16 protein-coding genes are annotated in these 17,131 nt (G+C 53.8%); 15 read left to right on the forward strand and 1 reads right to left on the reverse strand.

What is annotated here, in order from left to right; all coding sequences use genetic code 11:
• Window positions 1–95 precede the first annotated feature (95 nt).
• Window positions 96–2,528 (forward strand): phosphocholine-specific phospholipase C, encoded by a 2,433-nt coding sequence (locus tag J7I43_RS05005; RefSeq protein WP_209143866.1) that lies wholly within the window; start codon window positions 96–98, stop codon window positions 2,526–2,528.
• A 42-nt stretch (window positions 2,529–2,570) separates the two neighbouring features.
• Here the strand turns inward: J7I43_RS05005 and J7I43_RS05010 are convergent, their stop codons facing one another.
• A complete protein-coding gene (locus J7I43_RS05010) occupies window positions 2,571–3,167 on the reverse strand; it encodes a YdeI/OmpD-associated family protein (RefSeq protein WP_209143868.1) in 597 nt (198 codons plus the stop codon).
• A gap of 170 nt (window positions 3,168–3,337) precedes the next feature.
• On the opposite strand from J7I43_RS05010, the gene J7I43_RS05015 reads away from it, so the two are divergent.
• From J7I43_RS05015 to J7I43_RS05080, 14 genes are all read left to right on the forward strand, one after another.
• Window positions 3,338–3,856 carry a hypothetical protein gene (locus J7I43_RS05015; RefSeq protein WP_209143870.1) on the forward strand — a complete coding sequence of 173 codons (519 nt, stop codon included), beginning with the start codon at window positions 3,338–3,340 and terminating at the stop codon, window positions 3,854–3,856.
• Between the two features lie 24 nt (window positions 3,857–3,880).
• Window positions 3,881–4,543, forward strand: a complete 663-nt coding sequence (locus tag J7I43_RS05020) for a hypothetical protein (RefSeq protein WP_209143872.1) — start codon at window positions 3,881–3,883, stop codon at window positions 4,541–4,543.
• An 8-nt stretch (window positions 4,544–4,551) separates the two neighbouring features.
• A complete protein-coding gene (locus tag J7I43_RS05025) occupies window positions 4,552–5,292 on the forward strand; it encodes a sensor histidine kinase (protein WP_209143874.1) in 741 nt (246 codons plus the stop codon).
• Between the two features lie 121 nt (window positions 5,293–5,413).
• Window positions 5,414–6,082 carry a response regulator transcription factor gene (locus tag J7I43_RS05030; protein WP_209143876.1) on the forward strand — a complete coding sequence of 223 codons (669 nt, stop codon included), beginning with the start codon at window positions 5,414–5,416 and terminating at the stop codon, window positions 6,080–6,082.
• A gap of 26 nt (window positions 6,083–6,108) precedes the next feature.
• Window positions 6,109–8,511 (forward strand): S9 family peptidase, encoded by a 2,403-nt coding sequence (locus tag J7I43_RS05035; protein ID WP_209143878.1) that lies wholly within the window; start codon window positions 6,109–6,111, stop codon window positions 8,509–8,511.
• Window positions 8,512–8,639: 128 nt separating this feature from the next.
• Window positions 8,640–11,561: an outer membrane beta-barrel protein gene (locus J7I43_RS05040; protein ID WP_209143880.1), complete on the forward strand. Its 2,922-nt coding sequence runs from the start codon at window positions 8,640–8,642 to the stop codon at window positions 11,559–11,561.
• A gap of 30 nt (window positions 11,562–11,591) precedes the next feature.
• Complete coding sequence (locus J7I43_RS05045) at window positions 11,592–12,158, forward strand: RNA polymerase sigma factor (protein ID WP_209143882.1); 567 nt, start codon at window positions 11,592–11,594, stop codon at window positions 12,156–12,158.
• A gap of 46 nt (window positions 12,159–12,204) precedes the next feature.
• Window positions 12,205–12,546, forward strand: coding sequence for a hypothetical protein (locus J7I43_RS05050; RefSeq protein WP_209143884.1), 342 nt, complete (start codon window positions 12,205–12,207; stop codon window positions 12,544–12,546).
• Window positions 12,547–13,059 (forward strand): periplasmic heavy metal sensor, encoded by a 513-nt coding sequence (locus J7I43_RS05055; protein WP_209143886.1) that lies wholly within the window; start codon window positions 12,547–12,549, stop codon window positions 13,057–13,059.
• 47 nt (window positions 13,060–13,106) lie between these two features.
• Window positions 13,107–13,502: a hypothetical protein gene (locus J7I43_RS05060; RefSeq protein ID WP_209143888.1), complete on the forward strand. Its 396-nt coding sequence runs from the start codon at window positions 13,107–13,109 to the stop codon at window positions 13,500–13,502.
• 106 nt (window positions 13,503–13,608) lie between these two features.
• Window positions 13,609–15,084, forward strand: coding sequence for a cardiolipin synthase (cls, locus tag J7I43_RS05065; RefSeq protein WP_209143890.1), 1,476 nt, complete (start codon window positions 13,609–13,611; stop codon window positions 15,082–15,084).
• A 134-nt stretch (window positions 15,085–15,218) separates the two neighbouring features.
• Entirely contained in the window at window positions 15,219–15,479 is a 261-nt protein-coding gene (locus J7I43_RS05070) for an ArsR/SmtB family transcription factor (protein ID WP_262898632.1), read from the forward strand.
• Window positions 15,480–15,553: 74 nt separating this feature from the next.
• Window positions 15,554–16,315 (forward strand): glucose 1-dehydrogenase, encoded by a 762-nt coding sequence (locus J7I43_RS05075; RefSeq protein WP_209143895.1) that lies wholly within the window; start codon window positions 15,554–15,556, stop codon window positions 16,313–16,315.
• Between the two features lie 142 nt (window positions 16,316–16,457).
• A complete protein-coding gene (locus J7I43_RS05080; RefSeq protein ID WP_209143898.1) occupies window positions 16,458–16,934 on the forward strand; it encodes an acyl-CoA thioesterase in 477 nt (158 codons plus the stop codon).
• Window positions 16,935–17,131: the final 197 nt, after the last annotated feature.

Raw genomic sequence — 17,131 nt, forward strand, 5'->3', positions numbered from 1 at the left:
CGCGGGCAAAGATCATTCTGATTTAACAGCTGCCGGCCGGCGCATTCAGCGGAATTATTGTTATTTTGGCCGGGCTACTCAAACCCGAACAATTTATGGATTCAAGAAGAGAATTTCTCCGCAAAGCCGCCCTGCTTACAGGCGCCGGCGGTCTTGCCACCATGCTGCCCGACACCATCCGCCGCGCAATGGCGATCGATCCCGTCCCGGGCAGCACTTTCCTCGATGCGGAGCACGTCGTGTTCCTCATGCAGGAAAACCGCTCGTTCGACCATTGTTTCGGTACGCTCAAAGGCGTACGCGGCTTCAACGACCCCAGGGCGCTTAAAACACCGGTCGCGCCGAACGTTTTTTTTCAGAAAAATGAGAGCGGGGAATATTACACGCCCTTCCGCATGGACATCAAAGACACCAAAGCCACCTGGATGAGCGCCCTGCCGCATTCCTGGGCAGACCAGGTAGACGCACGGAACAACGGGCATTACGACCGCTGGCTGGACGTAAAACGCTCCGGCAACCGTGAATACGGCAAAATGCCCCTCACCATGGGATATTACAACCGCGAGGATATCCCGTTCTATTACGCGCTGGCAGACGCTTTCACCGTTTGCGACCAGCATTTCTGCTCCTCCCTTACCGGCACCACGCCCAACCGGCTTTATTTCTGGACGGGCACCCTCCGCGAAGAACAGCACCCGAACGTAAAGGCCAACGTCTGGAATTCCGACGTGGATTATGGCCGCCCGGCGAAATGGAAAACCTTTCCTGAAGTGCTCGAACAACACGCTATCAGCTGGAAGATCTACCAGAACGAGATCAGCGTGGGTGTTGGGTTTGAAGGGGAAGAAGACGCCTGGCTCGGGAATTTCACCGATAACCCCATCGAATGGTTCAGCCAGTACCACGTTGAATACCACGAGCCGCACCTGGCGTACCTCCGGAAAATGAAGGGCGAAGCGCCAGCCCGTATCGCGCAGCTCGAAAAAGAGCTGGCCGGCATGGAAAAGGGCTCGAAGACATATACCGACCAGGAAAAGAAACTCGCACGAAGCAAAAATGCGTTGCAACGCGCGCTGGACACGCTTAAAAGGGTAGAAGAAAAACCTTTTTCCGCATTGCCCGCCTTCGAGCAGCAACTCCATAAAAAAGCCTTCACCACCAACCGCAACGATCCGGATTACCATTCGCTGTCGCGGCTGCAGTACAAAGACGGGGAAACGGAACGCGAAGTACAGCTGCCGAAAGGCGATGTGCTGCACCAGTTCCGGCAGGACGTGGAAAACAAGCAGCTGCCCGCCGTGTCGTGGATCGTGGCGCCGGAGAATTTCTCCGACCACCCAGGGGCGCCGTGGTACGGGGCATGGTACCTCAGCGAAGTGATGGACATTCTTACGCGCAACCCCGAGGTTTGGAAAAAGACCATTTTTGTGCTCACTTATGATGAAAACGACGGTTATTTCGATCATGTGCCGCCTTTTACCGCGCCCGCGCCGGGGAAAGGAAAAGTGTCTGCCAGGATAGACGCTTCGGTGGAATGGGTGAACAAAGACGCGCAGGAGCAGGGCAGGGGCGTGCGGGAAAGCGCCATCGGCCTCGGTTACCGTGTGCCCATGGTAGTGGCTTCGCCCTGGAGCCGCGGCGGGTACGTCAATTCACAGGTATTCGACCATACCTCCAACCTGCAGTTCCTGGAAAAATTCTTCAGCCACAAACTGAAAAAAGAAGTGCGCACGGAAGACATTTCCAGCTGGCGCCGCGCCGTTTGCGGCGATCTTACCTCCATCTTCAGACCTTACAACGGGGAGATCATCGATGCGCCCGCGTCGCTGGACAAAGAAAAATTCATCGAAACCATCCACAACGCGAAATTCAAGGCCGCGCCTTCCAACTTCAAACCGGTAACCATGCCGGTGCGGAATATGAGAGACCACCTGCCGCGGCAGGAAAAGGGCGTCCGCCCCGCCTGCGCCATCCCTTACGAGCTGAACGCGCAGATATTGCCCGGGAAAGACGGCCGCACGCTGCATCTCGAACTGGAAGCGGGCGACAAACTGTTCAAAGAAAAAAGCGCGGGCGCGCCCTTCAACGTATACGGCGCAAACATGGAAAACCGCAGCTACGCGGTGCTGCCTGGTGATAAACTTACCGACGAATGGACAGGAAAGGAGCTGGACGTATACGGCCCGAACGGCTTCTACAGGGCGTTTAAAGGCAAAGCGGGCAAATTCCCGCCGGTGGATATCCGTTTCGGCTACACGCCCAAAGGCGAAGTTACGCTGGGCTTCAAATGCCACGACAATCAACCGCTGAACATAGCGGTCAAACAGTCGCATCTCTGGCAACCGGAAAAAAAGAAAATAACGGGCAGTTATACCGGCAAATATTCCACCGAAATGCTGCGCGGCTGGTACGATATCACAGTACAGCTGCCGGACTATGGCGCGGAGCTTCAGTTCGCAGGGCACGTGGAAACGGGCAAAGAAAGCATCAGTGACCCGATGATGGCGGATATCGGGATCACGAAATAATAAAACAACGGCCGGCAATGGATGCCGGCCGTTTTTATATGTTTACCTGTATTTCCAGTTCCTGTCTTTCCCTTCCGCGATCTGCTCCACCGCCTGCGCCAGCCGTTTGTCGCGGGTGGCTGCTGTTTTAGCTTCGCTGATCCATTCGGAATATTCTTTTTTGTGGGAATAACTCCAGCCGTCCCAGACCTTTTGAGCGGCTTTGTTCTTTTTAAGCGCGGCAGTGAGTTCCGGGGGCACCGCCAGCTCCTTTTTAGCCGCGGCCGGCGCTTTGGCCACCTTGATGCCTTCTTTGTTGAGCTTGTCCGCCTCTTTGAGATAGGCGATCAGTATTTTATCAGGAGGCAGGTCTTCCAGCGCGGTGATCTTTCCCAGGCTGCCCATGGCATTTTTTTCGCCGGTTTCGATAATGCCGTGTTTGTCTTCCAGCAGGCTGCCCTTCCAGAACCCGAACGCGCAATGCTGCTTGAACGCAGCGAAATTGCAAAGATTGTCGCCATGGGTCATAAAAAACGGCATGCCCCATTTCATGGCTTCGGCGGCGTGCGGGCAGGCCTTGTGCACGAGGGCGCGGATGTGCTCCAGGATGGGCCGCGCAAAGGGAGCGGATTTTGCGATGTATGCGTCTAAAGGGTCCATACACTAATTTAAGGAAAATCCCTATCTTGTATCACGGCCATATCTACGCCCCGTGTGCATAACAAGATTTCCATCCGTATAAATACGTGAATATTTCGAGGGGTTATACCTGCCCGCAAACGTTCCGGTAGCTGTAAATTGCAATCACTCACATAAAACCTCAAACTGTTATGAAAAGATCAACATTCGTGCCCTGGCTCATCGTTCTGCTGTTGCTGGCGATACTTATTTACCGGGAGCTGAACCGCAAAATTCCCGTGAACGGAGAAAGGGTGAAGGAGCACGTGATCAGCATGAAACAAGCGGAAGGTTATACCAAAGCCTTCAAGGAAGCCAAAACCCTGCTCATGCGCCAGCTGCCCAACCCCGGCTACCTGGACAGCAATTTTAATCTCCCCCAGTGCGAGCTTTTCAACAAAGACGCCATCGGCGCCATTCTCAACAAACCCGGCACGGAAGGCCTCCGCATCTATCTCGGCCTTAATCCCAAAAAAGAAGTTTGTTTTGTGCTGGTACCGGTAACGGGGAAAGGGAAAGACATTACCGAACGCCTCGCCATAGACTACAATTCCTGGCTGCCGGGCATTTCTTCCGCCCGCGCCGGTTATACGGAAGACGCCGAAGCGATCGAAAGAGGTTTGCGCTGCCCGCACATCTGCGATCTGGAAAGCCCCTTGTCAAAAAACTGATCCTTTAAAAGGACCTCTACAGCGATGAACCTGAGCGTAACCACCATATTTACATCTTCGATACTCATCCCGATCGTTATAGGGCTGGTGCGGCTGAACCGTATCAGGGCCAGCTACCAGCCCTTCCTGATCTTCCTGCTGCTGGCGTTTACCGCGGAGCTGGTGGGTTTTATCAGTATCAAGCTGGTACATAACAACAACGTGTCCACGAACATTTACACCCTGCTGGAAGCCGTTGTGATCGCCTATATCTTTTATGCCTGGGGGTTTTTCAGGCAGCATAAAAAACTCTTTACCGGCGTGCTGGTGCTTTACAGCGCGGTATGGAGCACGGAAAACATCGTGCTGGAGCATTTGGAAGACGGCATCTGCTCTTATTTTATCATGCTCTATTCGCTGGTGACCGTATTGTTGTGCATCAACGAAATAAACGCCCTCGTGTCCATGCGCGGCAACCTGTTCAAAAACGCGCGTTTTCTTATCTGCATGGGCCTTATCATCATGTGCGTGTACAGTCTTATTACCGAAGGAACGCTGCTGATCGACCCGGACAACGGCCCGCTGTCTATAAAGATCTTCACTTTTTATGTTTATATCAATGCATTCGTTAATATTGTTTATGCAGTGGCGGTATATTTCATGCCCGAAAGGGATGACATTTACTTTTCCAAACGGTTCAATGCATAAATAACCCCATGGAAGAAAGGATACTTTATATCACGATATTCCTCTCCTCGCTGCTGGCGGTGATCATCCTCTTTTTCATCGCTTCGATCATCCGTTATCACCGGCGTTTTATCCGCCTCCAGCGGGAACGCATCACCGCCGAGATCCGTTTGCTGGAAAACGAGCGCAAACGCATCGCCACCGATCTGCACGACAGCCTGGGGCCGCTGCTGTCCAGCGTCAAGCTCAATGTGAGCAGCGTGGAAGTGACCGACCCGCAAGACAGGCTGGTGATCTCCAAATCCACGAAATACATAGACGAGATCATCACTTCCATGCGGCAGATCTCCTACAACCTGCTGCCCACCACGCTCGAACGCAAAGGCCTGCTGGACGCCATCCGCGAATTTTGCCGTTACCTCGGGCAGGAAGACCTGCTCGAAGTGCATGTGTACGCCATGAACGCCATCACGCCCAATCCCGAACAGGACATTCACATTTTCCGCATCATCCAGGAGGTGATCCACAACACGCTCAAACATGCCGGCGCCACCCGGCTGGACATCGGGTTCAACCAGGACGCAAAAGAGCTGTTGGTGCTGATCAAAGACAACGGCAAAGGCTTCAACGTCGAAAAGGCCATGCGCGATTCCAGCGGGTTGGGGCTGAAGAGCCTCGAGATCAGGACAGACATTATGCACGGCGCCATCAACATCCGCTCCACGCCTGGCGAAGGCACGAATTATTACATTCGCATCCCGCGGGGATAAACCTTTCATCGATTTTTTGCGCCAACGTTTTCATGATGCGATAACATCCGCAGCTGCGGGCAAATAATTTGTATATTGTGGACGGCAACCATATTTTACCGACCCTAAGCACAACATTTTCATGAAATACGATATCAGGCTGGTAGTGGCGGACGACCACGAGATCTTCCTGGACGGGCTGGCGCTCATGCTGTCCCGGCAGGAGCATATCACCCTGGTAGGGCAGGCTGCGGACGGGCGGGAGCTGGTAGAACTGGTGAATGCCGAAAACCCCGATGTGGTGATGACCGACATCAAAATGCCCAAAATGGACGGCATCGCCGCCACCCGGCTGCTGGTGCAGCAAAACCCCGAAGTGCGCGTGATCGCCCTTTCCATGTTCGACGAAGAAGACCAGATCGTTGAAATGCTCGAAGCGGGCGCGAAAGGTTACCTGCTGAAAAATGCCGACAAACAGGAGATCCTCGACGCCATCACGAGTGTATATGAAGACCGTGTATATTATTGCAAAAGCACTTCCGCCAAACTGGCGGGCATGATCGCGAAAAGCAAATTTAATCCCTATAAGCAGAGAGAAACGATCACTTTCACCGACCGGGAGCAGGAGATCATCAAACTGATATGCCTGCAATATACCGCCCAGCAGATCGGTGAGCGCATTTTCCTGAGCAAACGCACCGTGGAAGGTTACAGGACGCGCATCCTCGAAAAAATGAACGTGCGCAACACCGCCGGTGTAGTGATGTATGCCCTCAAAAACAACCTGATCAAAGAAGAAGATATCCTTTAAACAATAAGACACAACTACGATCTGCTATGAGAAAATCGTTGACTTTGCTGGCCTTGCTGGCTTCCGGCGCTGCTTTTGCGCAGGACGCGGTAACGTACCAGCGGCCGCCGGCTGTAATCGAGGAGCTGTTGATGGCCAAACCTACCCCTTCCGCAAGTATCGGTAAAACAGGCGAATGGCTGCTGCTGGCCGAACGCGTGCCGTACCCCGGCATCGACGAACTGGCGGAGCCGGAGCTACGCATTGCCGGCCTGCGCCTCAACCCGCGCAACTTCAGTACCACGCGCGGCATTTACAGCGCAGCCCTGCGGCTGAAAAACATTAAAACAAAAGAAACTTTCCCCGTAACCGGCCTGCCGGAAAATCTGCGCGCCAACAGCCCGCAATGGAGCCAGGACGGGAGCAAAGTGGCGTTCCTGCATTATGGCCCCGGGCGTGTAGACCTTTACGTGATAACCGTAGCGGACAGATCGGCGGCGAAAGTGAACACCGCCGCGCTGAGCGCCACCTCCGGCAACACTTTCGCGTGGGTAGACAATCACACGCTGCTCTACAAAACCGTGCCAGCCGGCATCGGCGAGCTGCCTGTTGCGCCGCCCGCGCCCAAAGGTCCCGTGGTACAGCAAAACCTGGGCAAAAGCGCCGCTTCGCGCACCTACCAGGACCTCATCAAAAATCCCCACGACGAAACCCTCTTTTCCTATATGGCCACCTCGCAGTTCGTGGTCAACGACGGGCAAAACGAAAAGCCCCTCGGCCCGCCTTCGGTGGTCACCTCCTTCAGCGTTTCGCCGGACAAACAATACCTGCTGGTGAGACGGGTGGAAAAACCGTATTCCTACCTCGTGCCCGTGTACGGCTTCCCGCATACCTGGCTGGTGCTGGACATGCGGGGGCGCGAAGTGAAACAACTGGCCCAAAACCCGTCTTCCGAAGGCGCGCCCATCGGTTTCGACGACGTGATGGACGTACCGCGCGATTTTTCCTGGAAAAATGACGAGCCGCACACGATCACCTTCGTAAAAGCGCTGGACGGCGGCCTGGGCAAACAAAAAGCCGAATACCGCGATGCGCTGTATGCCACCGATATAACCGGCAACGCCCAGCCCAAAGAGCTCTTCCGTACCAAACGCCGCTTCGACGGCATTACCTGGGGCAATAAAGAAATAGCGCTGGTGCACGAATCCATGTTTGCAGACAGGCGGGAGCGCATCAGCGTGTACAACCAAACCACCGGCAAACTCGATTCGCTCTTCGAAAAAAGCAGCAACGACGCCTACAGCGACATCGGTACGCCTTTTACCGTACGCAACCGGTACGACAAACCGGTGCTTTTCATACAAAAGAACGGCAGCCTGCTCATGCGCTCGCAGGGCGCATCGCCGGAAGGGGACATGCCTTTTGTGCAGGCCTACGATCTCAAAACCGGCAAAGGCAGCATCCTCTGGCGCTGCCCGGCCGGTACGTACGAATACGTGGTGGAAGCCCTCGACCCGGAAAAACTTATCATGCTCACCTCCCGCGAAAGCCAGACCGAAGTGCCCAACTACTACGTGCGCGACCTGCGGAAACGTTCGCTCACCGGTACGCCCGTTACGGATTTCACCAATCCCTACAAAGCCATGGAAGGCGTGAGCAAACAAAAGATCTCCTATAAAAGGGCAGACGGCATCAACCTCACCGGCGACCTGTACCTGCCCAAAGGTTACGACGCTAAAAAAGACGGCCCGCTGCCGGTGTTCATCTGGGCGTACCCCCGCGAATACAGGTCCGCCGCGGACGCTGCCCAGGTAAGGGGCTCCCGCAATACCTTTACCCGCGTGGGTTATGGCGGCCCCATCTTCTGGGTCACCCAGGGCTACGCCATTCTCGACAACGCCGAAATGCCCATCGTAGGCGAAGGCAGCAGTCAGCCCAACGACAACTTCATTCCCCAGCTTTATCTCAACGCCCACGCCGCCATTCAGGCGCTGGCCAAAATGGGCGTGGGAGACAGCAACCGCGTGGCGGTGGGCGGCCATAGCTACGGCGCTTTTATGACCGCTAACCTGCTCGCACATACGAAACTGTTCAAAGCCGGCATCGCACGCAGCGGCGCTTACAACAGAACGCTCACGCCCTTCGGCTTCCAGGCGGAAGAGCGCACCTACTGGGAAGCGCCCGAAGTGTACTTCAACATGAGCCCGTTCAGCTTCGCCGACAAGATCAAAACCCCGCTGCTGATGATCCACGGGGAGCTGGACAACAATTCCGGCACTTTCCCCATCCAGACCGAAAGGCTGTACAACGCCATCAAAGGCCACGGCGGCACCGTGCGTTATGTGCAGCTGCCGTTCGAAAGCCATGGTTATTCCGCCCGGGAAAACCTGCTGCATATGCTGTGGGAGCAAAACCAGTGGCTGAACAAATACGTAAAAGAGGCCCGGTAAGTACTTTTTAAACTTTTCCTGATAGACAGTTGCCTGATACTATGGCAACTGTCTTTTTTTTGCAGGGCTCAAAGGTTTTGGAAGGGAACGGCGTCAAATCTAGCAGAACTATATACAACTATCACAGTATGCGGCATGCATTGATCTTTACATTGCTTTTACTGACCTGCGCTCAGTTATCGTTTGCGCAGAATCTGGTGCTGAAGGGTGTGTTGAAAGATAAAGGGGACAGTACGGCACTCAGGAACGCCACTATCAGGCTCAGCTCCCCGGAAGATGCCGCATTTAAAAAACAGGCTATTACGGATAAAGACGGCGCTTTCGAGATCACCGGTCTTTCGGCGAAACCTTACATCGTTACCATTTCTTACATAGGTTACGGGGAATTGACCCGCGCCATTATGTTGCAGGCAGAAACGCAGAACCTGGGCACCATCCTGATGCCCAAAAGCAGCCGCGACCTGCAGGAAGTAGTGATCAAAGGCCAGGTGCCGCCCAGCCAGCAAAAGGGCGATACCCTGCAATACAACGCGGACGCGTATAAAGTAAACCCTGACGCGAGCGGGGAAGACCTCATCAAAAAGATGCCCGGCATTACCGTGGAGAACGGTACAGTGAAGGCGGGCGGCGAGGAAGTAAAAAAAGTGACGGTGGACGGGAAGGACTTTTTTGGAGACGATGCGGCCATGGCGTTGAAAAACCTCCCGGCAGACGCCATTTCCAAAATAGAAGTGTTTGACCGCCAGAGCGACCAGGCACGTTTCACCGGCTTCGACGACGGCAACGCCGTGAAAGCCATTAATATCGTGACCCGCGCGGAAATGAAAAACGCTCACTTCGGCAGGGTGTACGCCGGTTACGGCACCGATCAGCGGTATTCCGCCGGCGGCAGCGTGAACTTCTTCAAAGACAATAAACGCATTACCGTTTTAGGTATCGCCAATAACGTGAACCAGCAGAATTTCTCTACCCAGGACCTCCTCGGCGTGCAAAGCGCGGCTTCCGGCCGTGGCGGCGGCGGAAGGGGCGGTCGCGGTGGCGGCGGAAGAGGCGGCGGAGGTTTCGGCGGCGGGGGAGGAAATTTCCTGACCGGCGGCCAGAGCGGCCTGAACAAGACCAATTCCTTCGGTATCAATTTCAACGACAACTGGGGCAAAAAAGTGACCTTCAGCGGCAGTTATTTCTTTAATAACTCCAACAGCAGCAATACCGAGATCTCGCGTACGCAAACGCAGTTCCAGAAAGGAGTGCAGCTCGAGAACGATACCGCCGTCAGCGGCAGCCACAACTACAACCACCGTTTTAACGTCCGCCTCGAATATAAAATAGATTCCAGCAACGAGATCATTTTCGAACCGAACATCAGTTTCCAGAAAAACGACCGGTTCTCCAATTCATTCGGCAACATTTTTATGGCAGACACGCTGGTGAGCACAAACCTGCGCGGTACCACCAGCGAAAATTCCGGCTACAACCTGAACGGTAACCTGACCTTCCGCCACGCCTTCGCCAAAAGAGGCCGCACGGTAACCCTGGGCCTCGGCGCCAGGACGAACGACCGCAATGGGGAAAGTTTCACCAACAGCGATCTCGTGTACCCGGCAGACCCGCTGTCTAACGATTCGCTGCGCCAGCGCGTGCGCCCCCTCAGCGACGGGCAGAGCCTGAACGTGAACGTGGCCTACACCGAGCCCATCGGCAAATCCGGCCAGCTGCAGGTGAACTACAGTCCCAGCTGGTCGAAGAACAACTCAGACCGCCGGGCTTACCAGTACGATTACACCGGGAAAGACTACAGCATACTCGATCCCGAGCAGTCCAACATGTTCAGCAACCGCTACAACACGCAGGCGGCGGGCCTCAGCTATCGTATCGGCAACCGCGACCGTATGCTGGCCGTGGGCGTGAACTACCAGTATGCCGAAATGGAAACCAAAAGGGAATACCCGACCCAAAATTACGCCACGCAAAGCTACCAGAACATATTGCCCAACGCGATGCTGATGTACAAATTGAACGACTACAGCCGCATCCGCATATTTTACCGCGCCAGTACCCAGCAGCCGGACATCGACCAGCTGCAGGACGTGTACATTTATTCCGGGCTCACCAACGTATCTATCGGTAACCCGAACCTGAGCCCGCAGTTCGGCCATGGCGTATTCGGCCGTTACAATTACACCAATACGCAGAACGGGCAGAACCTGTTCGTGAACATGAACGTGCAGGCCAACAGCAATTACATCGCCAATGCGATCTACACGCCCACCAACGGGAAAGATTCCCTGCTCACGCCGGTGGACACGCTGAAAGTAGGCGGCAGGCTCTCCAAACCGATCAATATGGAGGGGTATTTCAACGGCCGCACCAGCGTTACCTGGGCCATGCCGGTAAAATTCATCAAATCCAACCTGAACGTGAACGCGGGCGTTGGTTACAGCAAGATCCCGGGCGTAACGAACTCGCTCCAGGGTTTTACCCACAACTATAATTACAACCTGGGCGCAGGGCTGAGCAGCAATATCAGCGAGTATATCGACTTCAACCTGTCTTACAACGCGATGTTCAACATCGTGAACAATACGATCCAGCCGGAAAACAACAGTAATTATTCCACCCACAACGCCAGCGCCAGCGTGAACCTGCTTTCCAAAAACGGTTTCGTGCTGCAGAACGACGTCAACTATACCTTCACCCACGGGCTGGGCGACGGTTTCGACCAGCGGTTCGTGCTTTGGAACGCCAGCGTGGGCAAAAAATTTCTGAAAGACCAACGGGCGGAGCTGCGGCTCTCCGTATTCGACCTGCTGAAACAGAACCGTAGCGTGAACCGTACGGTGAACGGGCTGGACATCGTGGACGAGCAGAACTCCGTGCTTACCCAATATTTTATGCTTACATTTACTTACCGGCTGAAGAATTTCGGTAAGCTGAAAGCTCCCGAAGGCGGCGAACAGCGCCGTTGGAACCGTGAAGGCGGGGACCGTCCCGGAGGCGGCAGAATGATGCCAGGCGGCCCCGGCGGTGGCGGCATGCGCAGGGACTTCTAGTTACCGTTTTAACACCTATATGCAAGTAGCTTGACGGATATCATAGCACATCTGAAACAGGGCAGCGAAGCCGCCTTTAAGGAACTGGTGGCTCAGTGGAAGGGCATGGTGTATAACACCGCGCTCGGCATCCTGCAGAATGAAGCGGATGCGGAGGATGTGTCTCAGGAAGTGTTTATGCAGGTATTCGAATCGATCGGCACCTTCAAAGGCGAATCGCAGATATCTACCTGGCTGTACCGCATTACGGTCACCAAATGCCTTGATTTTCTGCGTAAAAAGACGCGGAAAAAACGTTGGGGGAAGGTATACAGTCTTTTCGGGGCCAATAACGAACTGGTGATAGACCCACCCGAATTCCACCACCCCGGCGTGGTGCTGGCCAACAAGGAAAGGGCGCAGCTGCTCTTTAAAGCCATCGCCCGGCTGCCGGACAGCCAAAAGGCCGCGTTTGTGCTCAACAAGCTGGAAGGATTGAGTTCCAAGGAGATAGCAGGGATTATGGACGCGTCCGTGTCTGCCGTGGAGGGACTGCTGCACCGCGCCAAACAGAACCTGCGGGACCAGCTGGAAGATTATTACAGAAATCAGGAATAAATACAAGTATTCAGCATAATTGTCGTCTAAACTAAATATAGCGATTATGAAAGCGAGACGAGACATAGAACAGGAAATAAACAGGACGCTCGGCAGCCTCGAGGGGGTGCAGCGGGCGGAGCCGGGGGATTTCTTTTTTACCCGTCTCCAGGCCCGCCTGGGGCGCAAAGAGCCGGCCGACGCATGGGAACGCTTTATCGGCGTGATTGCCCGGCCCTCTGTAGCGTTTACAGCCCTGGCGCTGATCCTGGCCGTCAACGGCATCATGTTCGCCATTAATCTGCCCACCGCCGAAAGGCAGGAGCAGGCCGCGCTTCAGCAGGCATTCCTGGATGATGAGTACCAACTGGGTATCTCCAATTTTTATGAGTTAGAAAAACCGGAATAAATGATGAGGGAAACATTCGCGAGGAATAAAGTACTGAGTATATTGGTGATCATCCTGCTGCTGACGAACTTTTTACTGCTGTTTTTTTTCGTTTGGAAAACGCCTGAAGAGGCGCCGAAGACCGGCACATCGAGAGGCAGGGGCGAAGTAATGCAGCTGCTTGAAAAAGAAGTGGGTTTCTCAAAGCAGCAGCTCGATCAGTATAAACAATTGAAAGACCAGCATTGGGAGCGCCTCAAGCCCGCTTTTGGCGACCTGCGCGCCGCCCGCGACCGGTTTTATGTATTACTGAAAGAAGATTCGGTGGCCGATTCGGTGCTGACCGCGGCAGCCGATTCCATCGGCGCCAGACAGGTGGTGATAGACCTGCAGACCTACCGCCACTTCCGCGACGTGCGCGCCCTGTGCACGACGGAACAATTGCCGCGTTTCGATTCGGTAGTGCAGCACGTGATGAAAAAAATGAACAATTTCAGGAAAAGTCCTCCGAAAGTAGACAGCCTGAAAAAATGACCATGAGCATTTAACATACAACTCCAGAACCCTTAAACAATCACAACATGAAGAAACAGATCCTGTTCGCGCTGGCGTTTATGCTGGCAGTGAATGTAGCCGCTTTTGCCCAGCAGGGTGGCGGAAACGGCCAGCGCCGTACTCCCGAAGAGCGCGTTAAAATGACCGTAGAGCGCCTCACTACGGAGCTGCAGCTGAACAAAGAGCAGGCGGTGAAACTGGACACAGTGTTCACCAAATTCTACAAAGACATGCAGAAGATGCGTGAAGAGGCCCAGGCCGGCGGCGGACGCATGGACCGTGAAGCGTTTCAGAAACTGGGCGGCGAAAGGGACGAAAAGGTGAAGACCGTTCTGACCGACGACCAGTTCAAAAAGTACAAGGAACAGATGGAGGCGATGCGCCAGCGCGGTGGCAACCGTGGCGGCGGCGGAAACAACTAACGTTCCGGTAAAAACTGTGGCCGTATTATACTGCAAATAACCCTGAAGAATGCACGCAGTATAGTACGGCTTTTTTGTGCCCTGAAATATCGTAATTTGCCGGCGTATGTTGCAATTCCTACAAGACCACTGGCAGTCCATCGGCCTCGTCATCCTTTATGGCATCACCTTCGTGGTGGCCGCGAAAGCACTGCTCGAAACACGGTCTACCGGCAAAACGCTCGCATATCTTCTCCTGCTTTTTTTCCTCCCCGGCATCGGCGTGCTCGTATACCTGCTCATCGGCGTGAACCGGCGGATCAACCGCATCTACAGCCGCAAATGGATGAGCAACGTGCGCCTCAGCGAACGCCTGCAGGAATACCTGCGCCAGGAAAACCGGCAGACCCTGCTGGAACATCCCGATCTGATGACCAATAAAACCGGCATCGCAAAATTACTGTTCAAAGATTCGCTGTCGCCGCTTACGCCGGATAATGAAGCCATCCTGCTGATCAACGGCGAAGAAAAATTCCCTTACCTGCTCGACGCATTGCGTTCCGCCAAACACCACATCCATCTCGAATATTACATCTTCGAAGAAGGCACGATCGGCACCGAAGTAATGGAAGTGCTGAAACAAAAAGCGAAAGAAGGCGTGGAAGTGCGGTTTATTTACGACGACTTCGGCAGTTCGGACATTAACCGCCGTTTCCTGCGCCAGATGCGGGCCGCGGGCGTGGAAGTATATCCTTTTTACCGTGTGCGGCTGCTCGCCAACCGGCTCAATTACCGCAATCACCGCAAGATCGTGGTGGTAGACGGGCATACCGGTTTTATCGGCGGCATCAATGTGGCGGACCGTTACGTGAACGATCCCAAATACCGTGAAAAACAATCGAAATGGCCATATTGGAGAGACACGCACCTGTGCATCAAAGGGCAGGGCGTGCATACGTTGCAGTTCCTTTTTATGGGCGACTGGAATTTTTGCGCCGAAGCGGACCTTCCCATCACGCAGGAATTTTTCCCGGACGTGCCTGTTTCAGGGAAAGACCTGGTGCAGATCGCGGCGAGCGGGCCGGATTCGGAGCGTTCGTCTATCATGCTGAGTTACCTGGCGGCCATTAACCAGGCGCAGCGGTCCGTATACATTACAACGCCGTACTTTATCCCGAACGAGCCGATCTGGAACGCGTTGCAGCAGGCCGCGCTTTCGGGTGTGGACGTGCGTTTGCTGGTACCGGGCAGCGTGAGCGACAGCCGGGTGGTGAACAAGGCGGCGGAATCGTTTTATGAAGACCTGCTGGCGGCGGGCGTGCGCATTTTCCGTTACACGAAAGGGTTTGTGCATGCAAAAACCATGGTGGTGGATGATAATCTTACCGTGGTAGGCACAGCGAACATGGACATCCGCAGTTTCGACTTTAATTTCGAGGTGAATGCTTTTGTATATAGCCGCGAAGCGAACTGGAAACTGACCGAAGTGTTTTTGCAGGATTGTTTGTACAGTACCGAGCTGCTGCTGGAAGACTGGCGGGGCAGGGGCCGCTGGGTGCGGTTGGGGGAAGCGGTGGTGCGGCTTTTTAGTCCCTTGTTGTAGGGTGAAATGTACTGTGAGAGAGGATTCGGTCTGTTTCAGCCCCGTTTTTCATCTTCCTTTCCAAAAAAATAGATCGATATATTTCGATATTTCAAAAAAGTACCTATATTTGCACCATGATCATAGACGAAGCGATGATAGTGAAGGCGGCGAACGCACTTTCAGATAAACACCGGATGGCTATCCTTATGCAGATAGCCAGGCAGGAGTGTAGTATCTGCTGTGGCGCGATCCAGGACCTGACATGTTTATCGCAACCCACTGTGTCTCACCATATCAAGATATTGGTAGACAGCGGCGTGCTGATCAGCTCAAAAGAAGGCCGTAATGTGAACCTGACGATCAATCGTGAGATGATGAAACAATTGTCGATGTTCTTCCTCCAGCTCAGCTGACCTTTTTTTTGCCTAAAAATATCGAAGTTTTTAAATAAATCGATACAATCAATATATACACAAACACACACACTATGAGCACCTTGAAAGATAAAGTAGCGGTAGTAACGGGCGGCAATAGCGGGATAGGTTATGCCACCGCGGAGGAGTTCCTGGCCAGGGGGGCGAAAGTGGTGATCACCGGGCGTAACCGCGATGCTGTAGAAGCGGCTGCGACCGGGCTGGGCGGCGGTACACTGGGCGTGACCGCAAACCAGGCGAGCATCGCAGACGCTGAAGGTTTGGTGAACACCGTGAAGGAGCGTTACGGCAAAGTTGACGTGCTGTTCGTCAACGCCGGCATAGGCGCCTTCGCACCGGTAAACGACGTAACAGAAGATCAGTTCGACGAAACGATGAATATAAATTTCAAAGGCGCGTTCTTCACGATCCAAAAATTTCTGCCGTTGCTCAACGACGGCGCTTCCATCATTCTTTTATCATCGGTAAACGCTTTCACCGGTATGCCCGGCGCAAGCGTTTATTCCGCCAGCAAAGCAGCGCTCAATTCACTGGGCCGTACGTTGAGCCGCGAGCTGGCAGACCGTGGCATCCGTGTAAACACGGTGAACCCCGGGCCGATCAAAACGCCCATCCTGGCGAAAGCCGGGCTGGACGAAGAAGGCGTGACCGCCTTCCGTCAAAAATCCGCGGAGCGGGTGCCGCTTAATCGCACCGGTGAATCCGCAGAGGTTGCAAAACTTGTGGCATTCCTTGCCTCGGCAGATGCATCCTTTATCACCGGTGCGGAATATACCATCGACGGAGGGCTCACAGTACATCAATTGTTGGGTTAAAAAGTAAGACTGCATATTTTCATTATCCGTTGTAACCCTGATGCGTTTAAAACAAATTGACACAATCAAGCCGGGGCGGTTTCGCACCGCCCTGGCACTTTAAAAAAAACAATGCCTAACTTTATTCGTAAAACCATGCTATATGACTGTCAAAGAACCGTCTTCGCTGTACACCGTAAGGTTTAACGACTGCGACCCGTTCGGGCATTTGAACAATGCGGCTTACATCAACTATTTTATGAACGCGAGGGAAGACCATCTCGCGGAAAGTTATAATCTTCACCTGAAGGAATATGCTTCGAGGGGATTGGGCTGGGTGGTTACGCAGCACCAGATCTCTTACCTGAAGCCCGCTTTGGTAGCGGAAAAAGTATCTATCCATTCGCGGGTGCTGGAGTTTACGGACAACCAGATATTGGTGGAAATGTGGATGACGGACGAGCAGCAAAAGAAAGTAAAATCCTTTTTATGGTCGCGCTTTACGCACGTCGACCTGAAAACGGGAAAAAGGACCATGCACGATGAGCCGCTGATGAAGCTGCTGGAAGAGATCCGCGTGGAGCACAATGGTATAGAAACGTTTGATCAAAGGGTGGGAGCGGTGCTTCAGTCCTTTTGAGCCTCATAAAAAAACTTTAGTAAACAGTTGTAGGTAACAGGCGCCGGGGTAGTCTTGCTCCGGCTTTTCTGTTTTTTCCGCGGAAGCGCAACCGCTTTCCGGTGCTGTTTTCCTGGTAACCCTGCCTAAAAAAATCTGTACAATTAGCAATCAACAGGTTAAAACTTTTTAAAATTTTCCTTGGCGTTCTGCTCATT

The organism is Chitinophaga chungangae, assembly GCF_017742215.1.
GTDB classification, from domain to species: Bacteria; Bacteroidota; Bacteroidia; order Chitinophagales; family Chitinophagaceae; genus Chitinophaga; species Chitinophaga chungangae.

What these genes read in the sequence shown, in the direction of transcription:
- J7I43_RS05010 (WP_209143868.1), bottom strand. Translation starts at nt 3,167, where the DNA reads ATGGACCCTTTAGACGCATACATCGCAAAATCCGCTCCCTTTGCGCGG.
- J7I43_RS05035 (WP_209143878.1), top strand. Translation starts at nt 6,109, where the DNA reads ATGAGAAAATCGTTGACTTTGCTGGCCTTGCTGGCTTCCGGCGCTGCT.
- J7I43_RS05020 (WP_209143872.1), top strand. Translation starts at nt 3,881, where the DNA reads ATGAACCTGAGCGTAACCACCATATTTACATCTTCGATACTCATCCCG.
- J7I43_RS05040 (WP_209143880.1), top strand. Translation starts at nt 8,640, where the DNA reads ATGCGGCATGCATTGATCTTTACATTGCTTTTACTGACCTGCGCTCAG.
- J7I43_RS05070 (WP_262898632.1), top strand. Translation starts at nt 15,219, where the DNA reads ATGATAGTGAAGGCGGCGAACGCACTTTCAGATAAACACCGGATGGCT.
- J7I43_RS05055 (WP_209143886.1), top strand. Translation starts at nt 12,547, where the DNA reads ATGATGAGGGAAACATTCGCGAGGAATAAAGTACTGAGTATATTGGTG.
- J7I43_RS05025 (WP_209143874.1), top strand. Translation starts at nt 4,552, where the DNA reads ATGGAAGAAAGGATACTTTATATCACGATATTCCTCTCCTCGCTGCTG.
- J7I43_RS05060 (WP_209143888.1), top strand. Translation starts at nt 13,107, where the DNA reads ATGAAGAAACAGATCCTGTTCGCGCTGGCGTTTATGCTGGCAGTGAAT.
- J7I43_RS05050 (WP_209143884.1), top strand. Translation starts at nt 12,205, where the DNA reads ATGAAAGCGAGACGAGACATAGAACAGGAAATAAACAGGACGCTCGGC.
- J7I43_RS05080 (WP_209143898.1), top strand. Translation starts at nt 16,458, where the DNA reads ATGACTGTCAAAGAACCGTCTTCGCTGTACACCGTAAGGTTTAACGAC.
- J7I43_RS05015 (WP_209143870.1), top strand. Translation starts at nt 3,338, where the DNA reads ATGAAAAGATCAACATTCGTGCCCTGGCTCATCGTTCTGCTGTTGCTG.
- cls (WP_209143890.1), top strand. Translation starts at nt 13,609, where the DNA reads ATGTTGCAATTCCTACAAGACCACTGGCAGTCCATCGGCCTCGTCATC.
- J7I43_RS05005 (WP_209143866.1), top strand. Translation starts at nt 96, where the DNA reads ATGGATTCAAGAAGAGAATTTCTCCGCAAAGCCGCCCTGCTTACAGGC.
- J7I43_RS05030 (WP_209143876.1), top strand. Translation starts at nt 5,414, where the DNA reads ATGAAATACGATATCAGGCTGGTAGTGGCGGACGACCACGAGATCTTC.
- J7I43_RS05075 (WP_209143895.1), top strand. Translation starts at nt 15,554, where the DNA reads ATGAGCACCTTGAAAGATAAAGTAGCGGTAGTAACGGGCGGCAATAGC.